The organism is Endozoicomonas atrinae, assembly GCF_001647025.1.
Taxonomy (GTDB): Bacteria; Pseudomonadota; Gammaproteobacteria; order Pseudomonadales; family Endozoicomonadaceae; genus Endozoicomonas; species Endozoicomonas atrinae.
Window position 1 is genome coordinate 12,087 of sequence record NZ_LUKQ02000042.1, and the last position, 22,373, is coordinate 34,459.

3 protein-coding genes and 1 pseudogene are annotated in these 22,373 nt (G+C 50.6%); 3 read left to right on the forward strand and 1 reads right to left on the reverse strand.

Translation table 11 applies throughout. The annotated features are described in order from the left end of the window. Positions 1–7: 7 nt before the first annotated feature. The 3 genes from AK963_RS08295 (at position 8) to AK963_RS08305 (ending at position 22,194) form a co-directional block, all read left to right on the forward strand. Entirely contained in the window at positions 8–19,507 is a 19,500-nt protein-coding gene (locus AK963_RS08295; RefSeq protein WP_066014994.1) for a leukotoxin LktA family filamentous adhesin, read from the forward strand. Further along, entirely contained in the window at positions 19,508–21,211 is a 1,704-nt protein-coding gene (locus tag AK963_RS08300) for a ShlB/FhaC/HecB family hemolysin secretion/activation protein (RefSeq protein ID WP_066014995.1), read from the forward strand. It begins immediately after the preceding gene. 284 nt (positions 21,212–21,495) lie between these two features. Beyond that, positions 21,496–22,194 carry a hypothetical protein gene (locus AK963_RS08305; protein WP_066014996.1) on the forward strand — a complete coding sequence of 233 codons (699 nt, stop codon included), beginning with the start codon at positions 21,496–21,498 and terminating at the stop codon, positions 22,192–22,194. Here AK963_RS08305 and AK963_RS35205 read toward each other — a convergent pair. Continuing rightward, positions 22,184–22,373 (reverse strand): annotated as a pseudogene (locus tag AK963_RS35205) (IS630 family transposase); the annotation flags it as partial. The gene AK963_RS08305 and the pseudogene AK963_RS35205 sit on opposite strands and share 11 nt — an antisense overlap.

Sequence of the window (22,373 nt, forward strand, 5' to 3'; positions counted from 1 at the left end):
GCAAATTATGGCTGACTTTGATCGCACTCAGCTATCGGTTTCCATCGGTCGGGTTAACTCGGCGAGGGCTTACCAGGAATCCACCGGAGCCTCTTTTTCTTCGGCGCTTCGAACGCCTGCGGCATTAGGCATGCTGTTATCGGGTGCAGCGGTGGCTGTAGATCACGATATTCAGGCTGTCAGTGACTTCACCTCCATTAGCAGCAATGACAATATTCATAACATTACCTCCAAAAAAATGTCGGGTACGTCCGCGATCAACGTATTCAACAAATTTGTGGTGGGTTCATCACATACCGTAAACCTTCAGGTCCCTGACAGTGCCAGCAAACTGGTCAATATTGTTCGAGGCTCTGAAGCTCCGGCTGTTCACGGGATTATGAACAGCTACAAGAGTGGTTCACTGGGTGGCGATGTTGTATTTGCCAGTTCTGCCGGTTTTCTGGTGGGCGAGTCGGGTGTGGTGAATGTTGGTAGTCTGGCGATCAAGACCCCAACAGAAGCTGAAATTACAGGGTTAACCAGTGGTGCTGATGCCGTTGATGCAAAAATTACTGACCTGCTTAACGACAGTTTTAGTGTTTCATCCTCCGGTACCGTTCGAATCAAAGGCAAGATCAATACCGCCAGTGGCCTGAATATCAATGCCAATACTATTCAGGTTGATAGTGGTGGTATTGTGATCTCAGGGCGTGCAGCCCAGGCCAGTGCGGTTGCACTAAGTGCGGTCAATGTTGATGATCTGACCATTCCCACAGAACTCAATGTAGATGGCGGCATTATTACCCTCAAGGCTTCCAGTTCAGCCGCTGGGGCCATTGATCTTTCCGGTGACCTCTATGCCGATGGTGGCTTCACCATCATGGCCGAGAATGTTGATGTTAAGGCCGGGGCAACACTGGACAGCCGGGACTCAATCTCTGCCAGTGCTGCAGGCACCATCGCCTTTAAAGGAAAGACGGATCAAACCACAACAACGCTGAACTTAAGCGCTTCCGGAAAAACGGTGCTTTTTGAATCTGGAACCGCATCCACTCCTGAGCAGTCTGCTGAAGGTATTACCTTGATTGGTAATACGACAGTTGCCGGATCTACTACGGTTTCTTCGGACACCTTAAAAACCAATACAGGCAGCAGCCTGGACATCAGCGGCAGCCTGACCGTTACTGCCGACAGTAAGGCCGATGTGTCTGGCACTTTGGCTGCCGAATCCGGAATTACCATCACTTCCAAAGATATTGATTTGAATTCTGGCAGTAAGCTGGATACCCGTAATAGTGATGACTCTGCCCGGGGTGATGTAACGCTGACGGCATCAGTGACAGAAAATATCGGAATTGGCAAAGCAACGTCGGAAACCAATATCGATCTGGGAGGGCAGGTTTATGCGGCAAATGTAACAGCGACAGCCAAATCCATTGCCAACAGCTCTTTCTATGAAGAGCCCGGTACCTCAATGGGGATTGCGGCAACAGGCGCACTTGCCGGAGCATCATTCTATTTTATGGATGCTGATGCGGATGCCACAGTTAATGTGAACAGTGGAGCCAACATTCAGGCCAGTGGCAATGTAACACTCACATCAGAGTCTCATGCACTGACCGAAGCCTCCTCAATCAGCCTTGGCAGCCAGCTGACAGGCTCTCTGGCTGCGGTGTATGCCACCAGTGATGCCACCAGTACGACTCATGTCAAAAGTGGAGCGACCATTGACGCCGGTGGTGACCTTGAAGTTTCTGCTCATAACGAGTCGTACATCTCAGCATCGGCCATGGACATCATCGCCGAAGATGCCAATAAGGTGGTGATAGCTGCCGCGGTGGGCGAGTCTGATGTTGATGCAACCGCAAAAATTGATTCCGGCGTAACTCTGGCTGCCAACAACCTGGTGCTGGCAGCCGAAAACCAGAACTACTACTACGTCTCAGCCTCTGCCTATGGTCTGAAAAACACTCAGTATGGTGTAGCCGTAGCGATAGGAGATTTTGATACCAATACCACAGCCGAGCTGGGCAGCAGCCTTGGCTCCGATCTGGATAAGACCGGTAATGTGACCATTACGTCGTTAAACCGGACTCTAAACCAGCGGGTTCACTCCGGTGTGACGGTCGGCAGCAGTCTGCTTTTCAGAACCGTTGGTTCAAAAGTTGTGCAGGGAGTGTCTGCTTTACAGACCGGTGTTACCAACTATACCAATCAGTTCCTGACAGGCTCTGGTCAGTCCGTTGAAAAAAATGAATCGGGCAAGGTCAGCTTTAAAGGTGGTCTGGCATTTTCTCTTAACCTCTCCGATCACGATGCTTACAGCTATCTGGGCACCAATACCAGCAACCAGACGGATGCTCCGAAAATCAACGCCACGGGCAATGTGCTGGTGGCCAGTCAGGTCGACATCGGTACTGATAATGAAAAAATGGCGGGCGGTTATGGTACTGGCTCTCTTGGTGGTGACCAGGGTGGGTACCGGACCTCTGCAGAGACAGCAGTAACTGCGCCTGCGGAAGGTTCTGCCGGTGCAGGTCAGACATCAGCGGCAGATACCAGTCTGGCTCTGGCGCTGAACTTCGCTATTAACGACAGTGATGTTGTATCTGAAGTTGGCAAGTTTGTGCAGATTAATGCCGCCAACCTGGGCGTTATAGCTGGCCAGTATATGCCGATCGTCAGCACTTACGATAAGTGGGACACGATTGGGGATGTCCTCGGTAAGTTCAATGGCATTGGCGGGCTGCAGAATAATCTGTTGACGACCTTCGCTAACGCTGGCGCTTCTGCTGATAAAGAAGCCTATGGTGGATCACTTAATGTGGTCTGGAACGACATGGACACCAAGGCCTGGATTGGTGATAGCGCCAAGGTGACCACCACGGGGACTGGCAGCTGGAATGCCAGCCGTGAGGTGAAAGCCAACAGCCAGGTTACCAGCATTCTGGGTAACTACAGCGTCTTTAAAGACATCAATTATAGCTTCAGCTTTGATAACTCCGTAGAAGTCAGCGCTTATAACCTGATGGAAACGGCTAACCTGGCAGGGAATATCGGTTCATTGGGTATTCTGCCCAATGGCAATGGAACCAACAAACAGGGTAAATCGGTTGGTGCTTCCATTACTTACGTTCAGCAAAGTGGCCAGGCGGTTGCCGGTATCGGTAAAGCGACGGTAACTGCTGCGGGTGATGTTGATATCTATTCTGAAACCGATGAACGGCACATTCTGGTAACGCCTTCATCCGGCATGGGAAAAGGGCTTGGCTTTAACGGCGTTCTGGGGTTTCTGAACTCGGAAGTGCTGACTCATGCATCGCTTCATAAAGGCGCCCAGCTGAGCGCTGGTGATCTGGTGATCGTTGCTGACCATGAGTTTGGCAACTGGGCCGCTGCGGGTGCGGTTAACTGGTCAACAGAGTCTGCGGTGGGGATAGCCATCGCGGCTAATGTATCCCAGGGTGACACCAAAGCCTTTATCGGCGATAACAGCAGCGAATATGACAAGGTTAAATTTCAGGACAGCAGCAACAGTAACACCACGAAACCGGACCCTACATCGCCTACCGCACCAACCCCTACCAAAGGGATTGTTGCCAATAGTGTATCTGTCCGTGGTCGTTCAAGTGGTACCAATGGCTCCATTGCCGTTGCGGGTGCGTTAACGACAGAACCAACCAATGAGCCGGGAGTCGGGCAGAAGTTTGAGAACTGGTATAACGGTTTGTCTTCTAAGGTGGCGGCGAACTATACCGGTGCAAACAGCAGCAATGGAGATTCTTCCGTCGGGCAGGCATCCAGTGATGGAGCGAATGACAATAGTAACTCCAATGGCAATGGCCAGAGCAGTGCGGAAGTCTCCTCCGCTCAAACGGGATTAGCCGGTGCAGGTAGCTTCACGGTATCCGTCAACAATATGGATGCCAAAGCCATCATTGACGGGGCATCCATCAGCGGCCATTCAAATGGTAATGGTTACAACGATGTTGATGTAGAAGTACAGGCACTGGAAAAAGTCATCTCTGCCAGTGCCTCCGGTTCAGCCGCCCTTTCTATGCTGGGAACGCAGTCGCCCAGTAATCAAAACACCATTGCCGGTGCCATTGCGTATCAGATCAGCTTTAACGATGCTTTGGCCTGGATAAAAGATACGACCATCAGCTATGCCGATGATGTGGCGGTTCAGGCACTTCACGGCGGTGAATTAACCTCTGTTGCCCTGGCACTTTCTGTCACCCGTCCGGCGGGCAATTCCCAGATGACCCAGAATGGTGCTCTGTCCATCTCCGGAGCCCAGATATACGACGGTACCTCGGCCAGAATCGAAGGGTCGTCAATCAGCTCGAATAATGGGGTGAATAACGATCTGGAAGTATCGGCCTACAATAACAGTTATGTGGGTGTCGGTGGTGGTACGCTCTATGCCGGAGGAAAGCAGGGCGCCGGTCTGGCCATTACCTTTGCCGAAATCAATGACCCATCGGCCATTGTTGGCGATGCCAACCCTGATGGAAATAATGTCCTCAGCTCAGCCTACGATGAGGATGTCTATGATGGTAAAGCCACAGAAGCGATCATCGATTTCAGTGGCAGTACCCGTTCTACTATTTCCAATTTTGACCAGATTGATGTCAGTGCCCGCAGCCTGAACCGTATTGGTATTGGTGCCGCAGGTATTGGCTATAACGATAACCTTGAGGATTCCCTCGGCTTCCAGGGCAGCTTTGCCATTGGGTCGATTGGTGCGGACACGAAAGCACTGGTTAAAGGCTCGGATATTTCCGGTGCAACCACGGTGAATGTCAACGCCACCGGTGAGAAAGATGGTGATCTTGATACCATCATCAGTAACCTGGGCAGCAGTGATACCAATAAAGACTTTGACTTCAGCGGTGCTGAAGCGATGGACAATACCAATGTCCATACTGCGGAAGACGGCAGTGGTTCAACCTACAGTTACAACAGCGAAGGCAAACGGATTATTGCGGTTGCTGGTGTTGTGCAGGTGGGCAAAAAGAACCTGGGGATTTCTTACGCCCATGCTGACGTAAAAAGCGAAACCAAAGCCCGTATTGTAGACACCAATATCAACAAGGATGACAACACCGGGGCAACGGTCAATGTTAATGCCCGTGAAAACTCTCTGCTCTACAGTGTAGCCATTGGTGTCGGTGTGGGGACCGGTGGGTTCTCTGGCGTTGGCTCGGTGGCCGTGAACCGACTGAATAACCAGATTCTGGCAGAGATCGGTGATTGGGATGGCAGCGATAAAGGCACTATCAATGCGTCTAATGTCGCTGTGACTGCCCAGAACGATATGGACATGATCAACGTCGCTGGTTCCGTAGCCGTTGCCAGTGGGCAGGGTGGTGCCAGTGCTGGTGGGCTGGCCGTGGCGCTCAACCTTGTGGGTACCGATGAACACTCCACCAGGGCAAGAGTCAGCAATACCACCCTTAAAGTTGATGAAGACCTGACAGTCAAAGCACTCAGTGGTGCTTCAAACGATAAGAACCTGCTGGTGGGCAATGCCATTGCCATTGGCGCTTCACTTGGGCAGAGCGGCATTGGCTTTGCCGGTGCGATTTCCACGAATAACGTGGACCAGACCATTCAAGCCGCTATCAAGGATACGGCGACCAATCGCTCTGGCGATGCTTCTTCAAATAGTGGTGGCGATGTCATCGTTAAGGGACATGATTACACCGACAGTGTTGCTACTGCCTGGATGGGGGCAGGGTCCGGTAACGGTTCTGCCGGTGGTGTGGCCATTGCCACCAACAGGGTGGATTCTGATGTTACGGCAGAGGTGCTGGGTAATGGCAGCACGGCGGGAAGCACCACATTAAAAGCACAGAACGTGGTGGTTGATGCCTTCCGGAGAAACTGGCTGTTAACCATTGATGCCGGGGTCGCCGCTTCAAAACAGGTATCTCTCGCCGGGTCGGTAGGTACGGGTGTAATAGACGGCGATGTTACGGCAAGAATCGCTGAGGATGCCCGGGTAGAGGCCTGGAATAATGTACTGGTCAACGCGGATGCGCTGAGTGTCAATCTGGTGGGCAGCGGTGCTGTGGGTATTGGTCTCGACAGTGGTGCAGGTGCTGTCGCTATCTCTACTGCCATGGAGTATGGCAAAACAGAAGCTTACATTGATGATGCGGTTGTCATCGCCAAAGGTAAGGGCAGTACCATGCAGGTTGATACCGGTGACCTGCAGGGCTATGGTGATCTGCCCGACTTATCCACAGCAGGGGATGACTCTGACCCCGATTCAGTTTCAATGGGTGATCTGACCAGTGGCTTTGATCTGCTCTCAGTGAACCGAACCAAAGAGTCCGTTAATGGTTTGGTGGTTAACGCGACATCACGAACCAAGCAGCGTGCCATTACGGTAGGTGGTGCCGGTGGGAAGACCGTGGCAATCAATGCCAACGTTGCCACCAATGGCACCTACAATGCGACAAAAGCCTACATCAAAGATTCAACCATCAACTCTGGCGTTACCAATGAAAGCGGTGCCGATGTCTATGTGCGGGCCAACGCTCATGAAGCAGGGCTGGCGGTTTCTGCCGGTATCGCTGTCTCCGGTGGTGGTGAAGCTGCTGGAGCTGGCGTAGGTGGTTTTGCAACCAATGCTCAGAAACGCTCCAGTGAAGCAACCGTTGTTAACAGCACCGTCAATGCCGACAAGCTGACGATCGATGCCAACAGCTCCAAGCTGGCTCAAGCCGTATCTGCCGGTGTTGCTGCCGGACTTGGAACCACTGGAGGTTTAGGCGGAGCCGCTTCGGTTGTTATTACGGAACAGATGGGAGATACCCGTGCATGGCTCCGTGGTGGAACTACTAATGCCAATGAAGTGGTTGTGGTAGCTGACCGCAGGCAGGAGTCCAATGTCGCTGCCGGTGCCGCAGGTATCGGTACCACTGTCGGTGTCGGGATCGGCCTGGCGGTCAATATCGTTGGTGGTGACTCGCAGGCAATCATTGGCAACGACCTTGATGACAATGGTGATACTTATACGACCACTGTCAATTCAGACACGGTGACCGTTGATGCCGATCGTGTCTCAAGTGTTAACAGCTATACCTTTGGTGCCGGTATTGGTGGCAGTTATGGCGTTGCCGCCATGATCAATACCACGGAGTTCCGCGGCGAAACCCGGGCAGCTGTTCATGGATATCTCAAATCCAGCGATCTGACCACCGATTTACGAGGCAGTGATGGCACTTCTGCTGCGACGAATGTGACGGTCAATGCCCAGGAAATTCAATACGCCAATCAGATGGCAGCTGGAATTGGTGCCGGTGCCAGTGTGGGGGTTGGTGCTGTCGCCAACGTGGTTCTTGGGCGCTCTCAGGTTTACAGCGAAGTGGTGGGTTCTGATGTTAAGGCTGGTACGCTGGATGTGGATGCAACGGCACAGCGCGAATCTGACCTGATCAGTGTGGCCGGTGCGGCCTCCACCAATGTGGCAGCTGCTGTCAGTATCGGTGTTGCCCTGTATGGCCAGGGTGATACCACTGCGGAAGATGGCACGAACGCTGAAGATGAATTTGATCCCAGCCGTAACGAAGCCAATACAGTTCTGGCTACCGATACCGCCAGTTATAACCGACATCTGTCAGATGATGATATTGCGACCCTGGAAGCGGATTCCGGCCTGACCATCACCCGGGGCAGTACACCTGCAACGTCAACTACAACCGAATCCGGTAAGTCCCTCAAACTCAGTGGTGAAAGTGTCACAGCTGCCCGTATCAGTGGTGGTCTGGTGGATGTGGATACCCTGAATGTTAACAGCCGGACGCTGCAGCACAGTTACCAGGGGCTGGGGGCTGCGCAGGCAAGCTCCGTCGGCATTGCCGGGGTTGTGGGTATCAGCCGCTCTTATGAAATGAACATTGCCACGGTGGACAGCAGTGTCAAAGCCAACAATGCAGTGATTGGTGCCAGTCTGGAAAATGTCAGCGATGACGATGGCGCTCTGGAGATGAAGAGCTTTATTGTTGGCCTTGGTGGTACCAGCGTCGTTATCAACTATACCGATGCCCGAAGTGAGAACCGGGTAGTTGCTGGCATTAATTCAGCGGTTGGTGATGACACCGGTGACCTGCAGGTCACCGCCAAAGACAGTACTGAAATCCGCCTGGGAGATGTCAGCAGTGGTAAGCCGTCTTCTGTGACCGATGGTTCTCTGAATATCAATATTGGTGCTGCCGCTATCGGGGTCAGTGTCGGGTATGCAGAAAAAGATGGTGATATTGATGCCTGGATTGGTGAGCAGGGCAAGCTGATTGATGGGTATAGCAACATTACGCTATCGGCTGTTAATGAGGGTATGGTCAAGAGTACCGGCTTTGCATTGGCCGGTGGGTTGCTGGCAGGCGTACAGGGTGTTATCACTTCTGCGCATGATGATTCTGATGTTAATGCCACGGTTTATGGAACGATCGGTACGGGTTCTGGGGTTGTTAATGTTAATGCCCAGTCAGCTCCGAGTCTCTACTCCAGTGCTTATGGGGTGACAGTGGCCGCCGGCGGTGCCATGGGTGGTTCGTTTGCTTATGCAACCACCGAAACTAAAGCCCAGGCCGAAATTGCGGACGGTGCCATTTTCAATGGCAGTGGCAATGTGGTTGTTCGCTCTGAGACGGGCAGTGGTAATGATGGTTATGAAACCGCTTATGCCGCCGCCTTTGCTGCTTCAGGTGGCTTGCTGGCAGGTATTGCCGGTAGTGAGGCAAGAGCAACCAACCGTTCACAGTCCATTGCCAAAGTGGGCGATGGGGTATCTATTCCTTATTCTGACTTTTCTGTTTATGCCCGTCATACCGGTGTGCAGATTGCCGATGCTGATGGCTATTTTGTGGGGCTGGTGGCTGGTGGTTATCAGACAGGTGTTGCTCAATCATTTACCTCTACCCGAGTTGAGTTTGGTAAAGACCCTATTGCTGCGCTGGAGCGGACAGGTGACCTGACACTTGATGCCAACAGTTTCAACCAGAACCAGAGCTTTACCACTGCAGGTGGAGGTGGTTATTACGCTGGCAGTGCAGCGGAATCGGTAATGGACGCCGGTGACTATGGCAGTGGCAAGTACTCTGCAGCCGTGCTGGTGGATGACTGGTCCAGTGGTTACCGGGTGCTGCCAGTGGATGCGGGTGGCGTTTATATTTCGGCCGCCAGCGAGACCGAATTCTTTGCAGGTACTGACTCCACAACGGTCTCTGTCGTTGGTGGTTCCGGTGCAACGTCAAAAACAGAAGTGGATACCAATGTTCGCGTAGACCTGGGCAAGAACGTCAGCTTCTCTGCCATGCAGGTGGATATTGATGCGTTCAACAGTGCTTATCAGATTCAAAATCCGTACTTCAGTGGCTTCAGCTCTTCAGTGTATGGCGCGGGTGGTGGTGCGGCGAATGGCTCTGCTGGCCTCTCCTATCAAAACCTGAAAAACCTGACGGCTGAGGTGATCCTTGGTAAGAACGGTGTGCTGAAAATATCGGATCTGGCCTGGCTGGACAGCACTTACGATCACAATATTACCATCGATGCTAACACTGACTTCTATGTCTACGACGAGTCCAAGCTGGAAATTGGTGGGGCGCTTCAGGGAGCAGGCGCTGAGTCAGACGTTGATGTTAAAACCCGAAATAAGATCACCGTTGGTGAAGGCTACAACATTTATAACCCGGTGGGTGAAATCGGTATTGGCACCTACTCCAGGGGATCCGCTGTTGCCCAGGCAAACGTCAGTGTGTGGGCGGCAGCAGGTGTGGCCGGTGGTGTCAGTGATGTTTACCTGGACGTTCTTAACCAGGTGAATATTGGTAAGAATGCCGTTATCAACAGCTATGGTGATGTGGGTATTTACAGTGGTCGTGCCAGTAACTACTTCCAGGAAAACCAGCTGACCAGTAATGCGCTGGCCAATGTGTATAACTGGACTGCCATTCCGATCCCTGCAGGTAATAAAGCCAAGTCCAACATCTCGCTGACCAATAAGGTGGAGTTTGCTGACGGTTTTGCGGTGGGCTCCGATAGCCACGTCTTTATTGAGGCTAATGAGGGGGCGTTAAGCTCCACACACCGCGGCATTGAGAAAAACCCCTACCTGGAACTGTTCAGTTCTGAAACCACATTCGGCAGCAGTGATTCCAGTACCAGCAATGTGCTGACCTTTAATGGCAGTGGTTCCGTGGTGGCAGGGCAGTATGCTTATCAGTGGGTTGAGGTGGCTACCAATGGCAGTATCACTTCTCAGCTTTACCGTTACGGTACTGCCGCCCAAATGGACGATAAGTATTCCAGCCGTGCAGAACTGGAAGCCTATATTCAGGATCTGCAAGACCGTATTGCCGAACTGGAAGCCTGGACACCAGACTCCGGTGCGGAGGGTATTGATGTAGCAGATGGCGCAGATGACGATGCCGTCGGTGATCCCGGTACCGATGACCCTGCCGCACCAACCGGTGGCGGTGATGACCTGGTGGTGGATAACAGCAACCCCTACCAGACAGAGATTGATGAATTGAAGGCGGAAGTCGTATTACTTTCCGCCATTGTGGACGATCTGTCAGAGAACCCCAACTTTGCCATTGAGGTTGCCAATGTTCAGGCAACAGCCGGTAACGTCAATCTGGTGGCAGACACCATCACGCTTGCAGGTTCCAGCAAGCCAACCTTTACTGCAAAGGGTGATGCTTATATCCGGGTTGAAAACAAAACAGACGAACATCTGGTACTCAGTAACCTGAGCATTACCAATCAGACCGGTGGTAACGTCTTTGTAACCGGTGGAGCATCACTGTCAGATACTTACATTGATGAACAGTCCGGTAGCGATTATACCGATACCACCGGTATTACCATTGATCATGCTCCATCAGGTGCTAACTATCTGGACTCTGATGTCATCATTAACGGTGATATTTCCAATCTTCTGTCCAGTGTCAACATCAGTGTGGCTGAAGGTGACCTGATTCAACAGGCTGTCATCGAAGCCAATGCCATTAACCTGGATGTTAAAAATGGCAGTCTCTTGCTGAACAGTAATAAGCCCCAGACCTATGGCCGTGATCCGGATGCTCTGGTGAACTATACATCCGCAGCCGGGTGGAAGCCGGCCTCTGCTGATGATTTTGTTAATTTTTACATTAACGACAAATACAGTACGGCCATTAACGCCACAGGGATCAATAATTTCAACAACTGGTTCTCCGGACGAGCCATTCGTCATACTGGCGACCAGATCAGCTATTACCAGAACAGCAGTAGCTGCAAGTCCTGTGACTACGGCTACGATGAGATGAACATCTACTTCAACTGGGGATTCAGTGATGCCGCTGAATACCACGGTTCTGATGCCATCGTTTTTGAGATGAAAACTGACAGTGACAGTCGTGGCGGCAGCAAGTGGAAGTTCAAACCGGTCTCAAATAAACAGTCCAGCCTTACCCAAAGTGCCAGCTACAGCGATGTGAAAAGTATGCTGGGAGGAACAGGCACCTCCATCATCGGGGAAAAGGTTGTAATCAATGCTCAGCGTCTGGATATCAACGGCAAGATCATTGTTGGTACCGATAACAGCTGGTCGGTTGATGTTGGCAATGGCTTTGATGCGACAATAGCGACTTACATTAAAGATGCGGGCCTTTCATCTGGAGATACGGTATCCATTGTTCCGGGTCAGACTAAGTGGTTGAGAGTAGAGAACCCGAGTTATCAGCCTGACTTCTTAAAACCCGGTTACGATCCGAACCGTTTTACCTGGAAAGAGTACAACTTTGACGTATCTGCAAATGCGGGCTCATCCGGGATTGGGCTGACGTATGATGTGGCTACCGGAAATATCACTGCCGATGACATTCCTGTCAGCGGTGGAGGCTATGTAGCGATTCGAGCCAGAATCTCGTCGACTGGAGAAGATGGTAATATCACTGTCAAGGATGGTCTTGGCCAGATTGATATCAATAACGACTCGAACAGTCAGCTGGTACTTGGCACCATTAGTGCTGGTGATGATGCCACTGGTATTATCCGTATTACTGACCTGAATAAGAAAAAGAACATTCCCGGTGATGGCCGTGGGTACAAGGTTGAATACAGTGAGTGGTTTGTCCACTCACCGGGCAGTCAGATTCGTCAGTATGAAACCAGTGCCTGGGCTGTCAGTTATGATGAGTCTAACTACGTAGCCAGTCACGGAGGTACAGGTACTACGTCGTCCATGACCTATAACCCGGTTGCTGGCCAGCTCTATTACATTCGTGAAGGTGCAACGATTGTCCGGAGCTTTGATCCACCCGGAGACAGTTCTGCGCCTTATGATGGCAAGTCCATTGATGGCTACTTTGCCAAATACCCGAATACGCTGGGTGACTGGGAGTACGAAACCAACTGGAATACAGAAACCAGCTACTACACAACCTGTACCTACAAGCCTGAAGCCTGTAGTGGTGGCACTGCCTCAAACTATCTGACTCAAACCTACGACTATGGAAGTGCGTCTGTCTGGCGTGTGAACTGGGGGCTGAGTTATGACAAGTATTACGGCAGCAACATGACCAATGTGGACCCACTGGTCGAAGTAGCCTACCGGCTCAGTATGGACACCCATACTTATGTTAAGGCCGATAATGCCATTAAGTTCCAGTTCACCGGATCCTCTACAGGGTCTATCGACTTAACTTCAAAAGGGAATATTGAGCTTACTGGTAATGTTTATAACCCCAGTGGCAATACGAACATCAGCACTCAGAACAATCTGATTACCGCTGGCTCCACTGCGATTACTTCCGATGTCACGACCATCTCTGCCAAAGGCACTATCGGCAGTCTGGAAAATCCGCTGTCCGTTATCACTGATGAGCTTGGCATGTCTTCCAGTCATGGCTCCCTTTATTTCAATGTAACGGGTACCGATGGTGATGTTGAGCTTCAGCATCTGAAAGCTAAGTACGACATTGTTGGTGTGATTGATAAGGGAATTGTTGCCAAAAACAGCAGCACCATTATTCAGGCTGATCAACTGGATCTGACCAGTTCAACCGGTGGTATTGGTAAGGTTGGTACTATTGGGAATGCCAGCAGCTACCAGTTTATCAATATCTCGACCACTGGCGCGGTGAAGCTGAATGCAGCGACGGACATAGCAGTTAATCAGGCCAGTGGTGATCTGGAACTCTACAGCGCCAGCGCCAGCGAAGAGGTGGTGATTAAACTGGGCAATGGTCGTCTGAAGAATGCCATTGGCCGTCTGGATAAGACCGACGAGGAGCTGGCGTACGATGCTGCTGTTTGGGACAGCCTGCACCTTCTGGATGATGATGCCGGTGCGGTCACTGTATCGTCTTATGAAAACCAGTTTACCCACAAATATCACACCTACTGGATGCTGAAGCAGCGTCTGACCGATACCAGTGATCAAGGGTTTGCCATTGACCCAGCATATCTTGAAGCCCTGAAACTTCGTTATAACGAAACGGATGAAGCCGCGCTGACCAGCCTGGTTAAATCAGATTACCAGGGGCTTGAGCAATGGTTTGCTGATCAGGTTGCCACACCGGAGAACTTCGCTAACCCTGAAGATGCCAAGGGTGTAGAACAGAAAGGTGTCCTTTATGGTTACGACTATGCGGATCTGTTCTCCGGTGATTATGATCAGGATTATAAACTGAGTCTGGCACAGGACTCCTCCTGGTACACCGATATGGTGGATGGCGCCCAGTGGAAGCAGAGTCAGCTGGATATCAGTATCTCTTCTACGGCCTTGAACGGTGATGCGTCCAGCCAGTTATCCAATCGTGATGCCAACGTTACGGCTTCTGACGTTCACTTTATCGTGAACAGTGGTGGTGTTGGTGAAAACCTTGATGATCTGGTGTTTACCGTCAATACCACGGGTAGCGGCACTGTTTCTGATGCTCAGAAAGCCGCACTGCTGGCCGCAGGTGCCGGTGATGTTTCCACAGAGGTTTCCGACAGTTCGGTTACATTTCGGGTTAAGCAGGTTGACCCCATCAAAGTCGACGTTCCCGGCGAGCTTTATGCCTCGGCCAGTGATGAGATTTATATTGAGTCCACATCCGGGCTGACGGTAGGGCAACTGATCTCAAGCAGTGATGATGTTCGTTTGATTGTCGATGGTGCGATAGGGTCAAAGTCAGGCCTGACCAATATCCTTGGCCGTGATCTCTATATTTCCAATACCCGCGGCAATATTGGTGCTTCCGGCAATGCACTGAAGCTTGATCTCAGCGGTGCATTGCGCCAGGCAGGTGCTGCTTCCGATATGTACCTCCACCATGTGAATGGTGACCTGTACCTGGGCTCTGTCAGCGCAGGTGGTCTGCTGTCGATCTACAACAATAATGATCTGCTGGCCTATAACGATGAGAGCTTTATCTCTGCGGATACCTTTGATCTTGATGTAGACAGCCACAATATTGGCGCTTCCAGCGATGCTCTTGATGTCATTATGACCGGTACCGGTGGACTGCAGATGGACGCTGGTAATGCCTGGTTGAATGTCCGCGATACCAGCCTTTTCACCCTTGATAACACCGAGGTGGATAACCAGTTCACCCTGACCAGCGCAGGGGCTCTGGATCTTCAGGGTAATATCAAGGCCAAGGGATTGAAACTGGATGTTTCCGGCGACATTACCTCTGGTGCTGGTCTGGCCATCAATGTCACAAATCATACTGATCTGGATGCTGCCGGCATTAACCTGGAAGGGGTAACTGTTCAGACTGGAACTGCCAGCCTTTATGCCCAGAGTGGTAGCCTGACATTGTCAGATATCACCACAACCAGTGGATTGATGTCTCTGCTGGCCAATGGTCAGATGAACCTGAATGGAGGCGTTCTTACTCAGACCGGTAACCTGGTGATGGATGCCAACCGTCTGGTTATGGACAGTCTGGCAACCATCAATAGTGCCGGTGATATTACTGCCACGGCATCAGACTCCATGGCACTGTTTAACCTGACGGCCAATAGCGGCAAGGTTAAGCTCACAACTGCCAATAATCAGAATGCTTCCCTGGGAGCGATTGTGCTGACTGGATTGGCAGCCAGAGAGGCTGAAATTACCAGTCAGGCGAGTATCACTGCTGGTCAGATGGATATTGAGAATACTGCGGTTCTGAACAGTGGAACCTTTACCAGGGTTAATGCAGTGGCTACCTCTGGTGATAACTTCAGCATTACCGCCAGTGATAATATTTCCATCAATGGCCCGCTGACCAGCGAGCAGGGTTCTATCATCCTCCGTGGCCAGAAAGATCTGTTTGTCAATCGTCGTCTTGATGCCAGTCGTGAAGTGGATGTGGATGTTGTGGGGACGTTAACCCTGGATACTGCACAAACCATTGCATCGGGTCAGAAGACAACGCTGAAAGCTGCAAGCCTGCAAATGAACCAAGGCAGTCAGCTGGATATCGAAGGTGATCTGATACTGGCAACCTCCGGTGATCAGGTGTTGGCCCAGTTGGATATAGAGGGCAGCCTTGATGCAGACAGTTCCACAGGTTCCATCCGCTTCAATGAGCGTGCGGATGTGGCCATGGCTGTGGATATTTTTGCGGCAGGAAATGTGACCATCGCTGAGCAGCAGACGTTATCCACAGGTAGTAGCCTGAAGGTTCAATCCACTGCACTGGAGATGCTTGCAGGCAGTACTCTGGATGCTGGTACAGCACTCAACCTGATAAATAACACCATGAGTATGGGTGACGGTTCTCTGCTGGAAGCCGCACAGAGTATTCAGACACAGACTTCAGGAAGTGCAACTTTCCATCAAATTGAGTCTCTGCAGGCGGTTGACCTGTCAGCCGGTGACGCTCTGACGGTGAACAGTACGATTGATGCGGGTACTACGCTTTCGATCGACGCCGATGGAACGCTGACACTCCATAAAGCGGTTGCTGCAAAAGACAATATTGCTATAGACGCTGTTGGTGTGGCCACCATGAACGGACTGGTAACCTCAGCAGAAGGCTCCTTCCTGTTCCGTGGCGACAGTCACCTGACGATTAATAACACGGTCTCTACCAAGGGCAGCTTTACGGTTACTGATGCTCAAACGGTATCTGTGGCAGCGGGCAAAGACATTATTTCTGAACGTGCTGTTGCCATTAATGCCGCTTCTATTCAGATGGGGGCAGGCAGCAAGCTGGACGCACTGTCGGCTCTTACGCTCACCACAACCGGTAATCAAAAGCTGGCAACGCTGGATGCGGGTGGAGATCTGAAAGTCGAAAGCTCTACCGGGTGGGTCGCTTTTGATGAAACGGTCACTACCCAGGGAGCAGGGGATATCGATGCCAGTGGTTCCCTGACATTGGCCGACAACCAGAGCTTCAATTCAACACTTGGCACAGACATTAATGCCAGCTCGGTTAACTTTGGTGATAACTCCATTCTGAATGTTGATGGCTCACTGAACTTATCCACAGTTGGGCAGGCAGAACTTTATACGGTTGATGTTGAAGGCGGTGCAGCATTGACTAATGGTGGCAACCTGGTCATCAACGATCGGTTGGATGTGGTTGATAACCTGACTCTGGATGTGGGTGGGGATGCTACGTTCAATGGCGCAGTACTGATTGAGAATGCCCTGCTGGCAGATGATATTGATGGCAAACTGACGGTAAATGATATGCTGACCGTAGAAAACGATATCAATATTACCGCAGGCAAGGGGGCGGAGTTTAATGGTGTACTGACCAGCAATGCCGGGCTGCTCGATCTTCAGGGCAGTGGCGCTCTGACCTTTAATGACAGTGTTGATGTCAAAAAAGGCTCAATCAACCTGGTGATCACCGATGGTGTCAGCCTGGCTGGTGATAAAACCATCACCTCCGGTGGCAACACCGCCATCCAGTCTGCCAGCGTAACCATGGGTGATACTGCCCGCTTTGATACGGATTCTGATCTGATTATCAACACGGTTGGTGATCAGGAGCTGGCAACCCTGGAGGTTGATGGCAATCTCGATATCGACAGTGCGAATGGCCGTGTTGAGCTGAAAGAGCACGTTACGGTGATGAATGCAGTAACCATCGATGCTCTTAATGGTGCCGTGACGCTGGCAGAGAACCAGCAGCTTAAATCTGGCAGTGATACCACCATTAAGGCTGAATCACTGACGTTTGCTAACGGTTCGGTTCTGGATGTTGATGGTGCTCTTGATGTGAGCACGAAAGCGGATGCCGAACTGTTTAAGGTGGATGTGGCAAATGGTGCTGAATTCACTAATGGTGGAAACTTGACCACCAATAGCGATGTTCTGATCGACGATAGCCTGATTCTGGATGTGGTGGGTGATGCCACCTTTAACAAGGCAGTGAATGTAGGCAATGCGCTGCTGGCAGATGATATTGATGGCAAGCTGACGGTTAATGACACCCTGACCGTAGAAAACGATATCAATATTACTGCAGGGAAGGATGCGCAGTTTAATGGTGTCCTGACCAGCAAGGCCGGGCTGCTCAATATTCAGGGTGGTGGTGCTCTTACCTGTAATGATGATGTGTCCGTCAACGACTCAATCAACCTTGTGATCACCAATGGTGTCAGCCTGGCTGGTGATAAAACCATCACCTCCGGTGGCAACACCTCCATCCAGTCTGCCAGCGTAACCATGGGGGATACCGCTCGCTTTGATATCGGTGTTGACCTGACAATTGATACTTCAGGTAACCAGGAATTGGCTACCTTGGAGGTCGGTGGAAGTCTGGATGTTGATAGCTCTGCTGGCACTGTGGACTTTAAAGAGCATGTATTCGTGCTCGGTAATACTGATCTTCTGGCTGAGAATGCAATCACGCTTGCTGATGACCAGAAAATAGAAAGCACGGGCTGGATCCGGGCTGAGTCAGATACTTTCACAATGGGTGATCGCTCGATTATCAAGTCAGGTGGAAGTACCTCATTGTTTACCGATGGCGATCAGGAACTGGCGACTCTGGATATTGGCGATGACTTTACAGCAACCAGCCAGCAGGGAGCCATTCACTTTAATGAGTCGGTCACTGTCGCCAATGATATGAATCTGCTGGCTGCCCGGGAGATTACCCTTGCAGCTCAACAGGCTATCAATGCTGGTTCAATGGCCATTGGTTCTGAAATATTACTGGGTGCAGACAGTTTCTCCATGGGTGAAGACTCAGTTATCCACACCCGTGAATTGACGCTTGTCCATACCCGTGGTGACCAGCTGATTGGTCAGCTGTTATCCGATGCTGCGGATTCTGCGTTCTATCTCAAGACAACCGAAGGAAGCATTAATGGTCGTGCCGACCTGGATATTGCTGGTGGTGAGCGTCACCTGAAAGCAACCCAGCGTGTCGGTTGTGATGCAGAAGGTAAAAACTGCACCGGTGCTCAGGGGCTGTTGATGGCAGCGACCGGTATTGGTGATCCACTGGTGATTGATCTGCCCTGGCTGTCTGCAGAAACCGACAATGGTGATATCAATATTCTGGCCAGTTCAGACCTGCATGCCCGTCTGCTGAAAGCCACCAATGGCAACATTTATATGACAGCACTGGGTTACCTTGAGATCGAAGAGTTGATTGGTACTCCATGGCTGCTGGTGAATGACTTCCTGTTTGCTGACCGGATGACCCTGGATCGAGGCGGTCTGGCTTCCAGGGAAAGTGTGGTGGTTAATCAGATCAATATGAACGACGGTGGACCTCTGGCAGTGTATGCCCCGGCAATTGATCTGACCATTGATGGTGGTGACGCAACGGAGACATTGATGGCCATGGGGGGCTTCAACGAAACCCTGTCACTGACCTCCGATGCCAGAAGCTACTATCAGAACCTTGAAGCCGCCGCGTTTAAGCCTGGCAGTTTTGCCAATGATGTCCGGGTAGATATCAACAATACCGCCCAGCTGCATGTCACTGACTTGCTGACACAGGGTGGTGATCTGAGAATGACCGGTGACCTACTGATTGATGCGGCTACGGTCAACACTGGAGCGGGTTACAATATGCGGATGGTAACCGGTTATCAGACAGTGGATGAATTATCTCTGAACCTGAATAACTCAGATGGTTCAGCTCTACCGGTAGATGGCCAGTTTATGACGCCCTATGGTGAATTCTGGATGTCGGTCGACGATGTGAATGTCACCACTAATGCACAGTTCACCCGTTATAATCTGCCTCTGCTGCTGACTTATAAGGGGAGTCAGGATGACCTCACTACTATTGGTTTACCAGAGTCATTCTACCGTTTGAGTCTGGAATACCAGAATGAGATAACGAATCAGACACTGGAGCAGATTACCCAGGGTAATCCAGTGGCAGAGCAGTTGAGTGGTGATGCCGATCCTGTATCCTTATCGGACAGCTGGGTAGCTGCTAACTTGCCAGCTTCCCAGGGAAGTCAGAATGATACTGGAAACTTTGATGGAGACCTTGAGTACGAGGCTGAACAGTCGGAAGAAGAGGAAGAGTACTGGTTGATTTCTGAACCGGGCGTTGAAAAGGAGTCGTAAATGAACACCTGGACTAAGAAAAATAAAAATGCAAATCAGGAAGATCATACAGGGCAGGGAATGATGTCAGGATCTCGATGGAAGAGTGAACTACACGCTTTGTCCTTTGGGGCCTTTCTGGTGTGTACACCTCTGGCCGCTCAGACTCCACAGCTGCAGGATTATGCAGGGCAGGCCAGTAAAGACCTGATTGAGCAGGAGATCCGCCTGCGGGAGAAGGAGCAGAAGCCCAACTTACCTGCTATTACGGAGCAGACTGAACCGACTGAAGAAGTCACCGGAGGACCAACATTTATCCTCCGGGGTATCCGGTTCACCAAGTCGGCCCACCTGACTCAGGAAGAGCTTCAGAAAATTGTTCAGCCAGCTCTGGGCGAAGAGATTGATTACAACGGACTCCAGAAAATTCTGGGAACTATCAATCAGCTCTATCGGCAGAAAAATATATACACGGCGGTTGCCGTTTTTCCAGAGCAACAGGTCTCCGATGGTGTTGTCATTATCCGTCTGGTTGAAGGCTCTATTGGGGAAATTGTCTTTGAAGGTAATAAGTACACAGAAGATGGTTATTTCCGCGAGTGGATAGATTACGACAACCAGCTGGCTTCCATTGATATTGACGCTCTGGAAAAGGACATTCTGTTTTATAACCGGATACACAATCAGCGTCTGCAGGCCGAGCTCCGTGCGGGAAAGGCCTTTGGTCTGACCGATATTGTTATTAATGTACCTGAGCCTGGCAGGGATAGCCTGGAGCTTTATCTGGATAATTACGGCTATGAAAGTTCTGGTGAAGCACAGCTCAGTGCACTCTATCAGCGCAATCAACTGTTCCGTCCCTCAGACAAGGCCATGGCTTATGGATTGGTATCCAGTGGTTTGAAATCCTTTGTTTCCAGTTACAGTACCGTGGTAGGAACGGATGGGCTTCGGTTGGGGGGCAGCCTGCAATTTACCAATGCCACCGTTACCTCTGGTGACTTCAAGGATCTGGGCTATACCGGTGACACCCTTCGGCTTGGTCTGGAGGGCAGTTATCTGGTGTATTCTGATGCTGACCTCTGGGTAAATCTGGTGGCGGCCATCAGCAACTCAAGTTCGAAAAACAGTGTTACCGGTGGTGATCTTTCGGACTATCAGACAGGGCGCTATCAATTGGGCGCCGAACTGAGCTGGTTGGGGAGTCAGTGGCAGTTCAGTGGACGGCAGCTCTACAGCTCTGTGAACAGCAAGGAGAAACTGCAGGGTATTACCCGAAAGTTTAACCTGTTCAACACCCGACTGACATTTATCTATAACTTTGATAATCCTTTTTATGCACTGTCTACCGTAGAAGCGCAGTTTACTTCGGAGCAGGCACTGCCGGGGGCTGTGTCATTTACCCTTGGTGGCCCATCAACCCTGCGGGGGTATCAACAGGGTGTTGCCAGTGGTGACCAGGGCTGGTATCAGCAGATTGAAGTGCACTACAACGGTTTCTCATTTAATGAGTACCTGTTTGACCTGTATGGGTTCTACGACCATGGTGAGGTTGAATCCCTGAATCCAAAACAGACGCTGTCTTCCGCTGGAGTAGGGATCAATGTTTCTGGGAACGAGTGGTTCAGTTTTGACCTGACTGTTGCCAATGCAATGGAAGAGGTGGCGCCGGATCAGGACAATACCAGCCTCTATGCACGGATTACCTGTCACTGTATCGACTGATGTGGTTTGAAGATTTATTTGGCCAGAAAAAGATTTATTGATGAAACGTACTGCATTGACGAGCTGATAGAGGTCAATGCAGTTATGTTTCGCAGAGTATCATTTATTGGTTGGATTATTTTTCAAGTCACAGTCCAGTCTGTTAGCGCATAAAAAATTCTCAAATTAGGCCGATTCACTTGCGAGCCGGCTCAGGCTTTAGCCGTTTTATTGCTGATTATTATGTTTTTTGATACATGTATAAGATGCAGCGGTTAACGTTGGTACAGGGAGTTTAATCTGACATGGACGTAAATAAATTAAATCCTGATTACAGTAGTCGGGACCTGGAACAAAAATCTGCATTCAGCCCTGATCTACATTTAGATGAAGAGCAAGAGGCTGCAACTCCCTCCTCTTTCAATCGCTATAAACTCATGGCGATGGGCGCAGCCTGCTTGCTTGGTTTGCAGGTATTGGCAGGCTTAGCGTTGTACGTGTTTTATGAGGCTCCTCAGTTAAGCATTAAGCCAGATGATGCCAATGGTTTGGCGATAAGCGCTGATAACACTACACAGGAAATACCAGCGGTAAAAGACAGTTTCACTGAGTTAGCCGAAACAGAACAAACGCTTTTTCCAGAAAATGATGTTTCATATCTCAGTTCAAGGAATAATTTCGATACAGAAGATCTTAAACATCAGGCCAAGCAGAATATTGCAGAAGTCAACACGGGTAAGCAATCGGAACCTGTAGAAGTTGAGGCTGAACTGACTGAATTATTGCCTGAATCGGATCAGGATAGGATAGTTAGTCTGGTTACTGAAGCGTTTTCTTATGAGCGTGAACTCTCTGGGATGACCATTGAGCAGCAGGAATCACCCATGCATGAAGGTCGTGACCACAATGAGTTGATGGAGAGCGACGCTGTTTTAACGTCATGGGTTGAACCGGAGGAGGGAATAGAGGAGTTATACCAATTGAATTTTCTAACTACTGTATAACTGCCCAATCACGGGAGCACAGACTGAACAGTCGACCAGCTTCGCTGCAAAGGTTATTCCAAGCTTCACAGCAACAATCTACAATATTTTCATAACCTGAAAATGCTTTGTTTGATAAGTCATGCTCCCGCATCCACTCCCATAGCCTTTCTGAGCTGTTTAACTCCGGTGCGAATGGT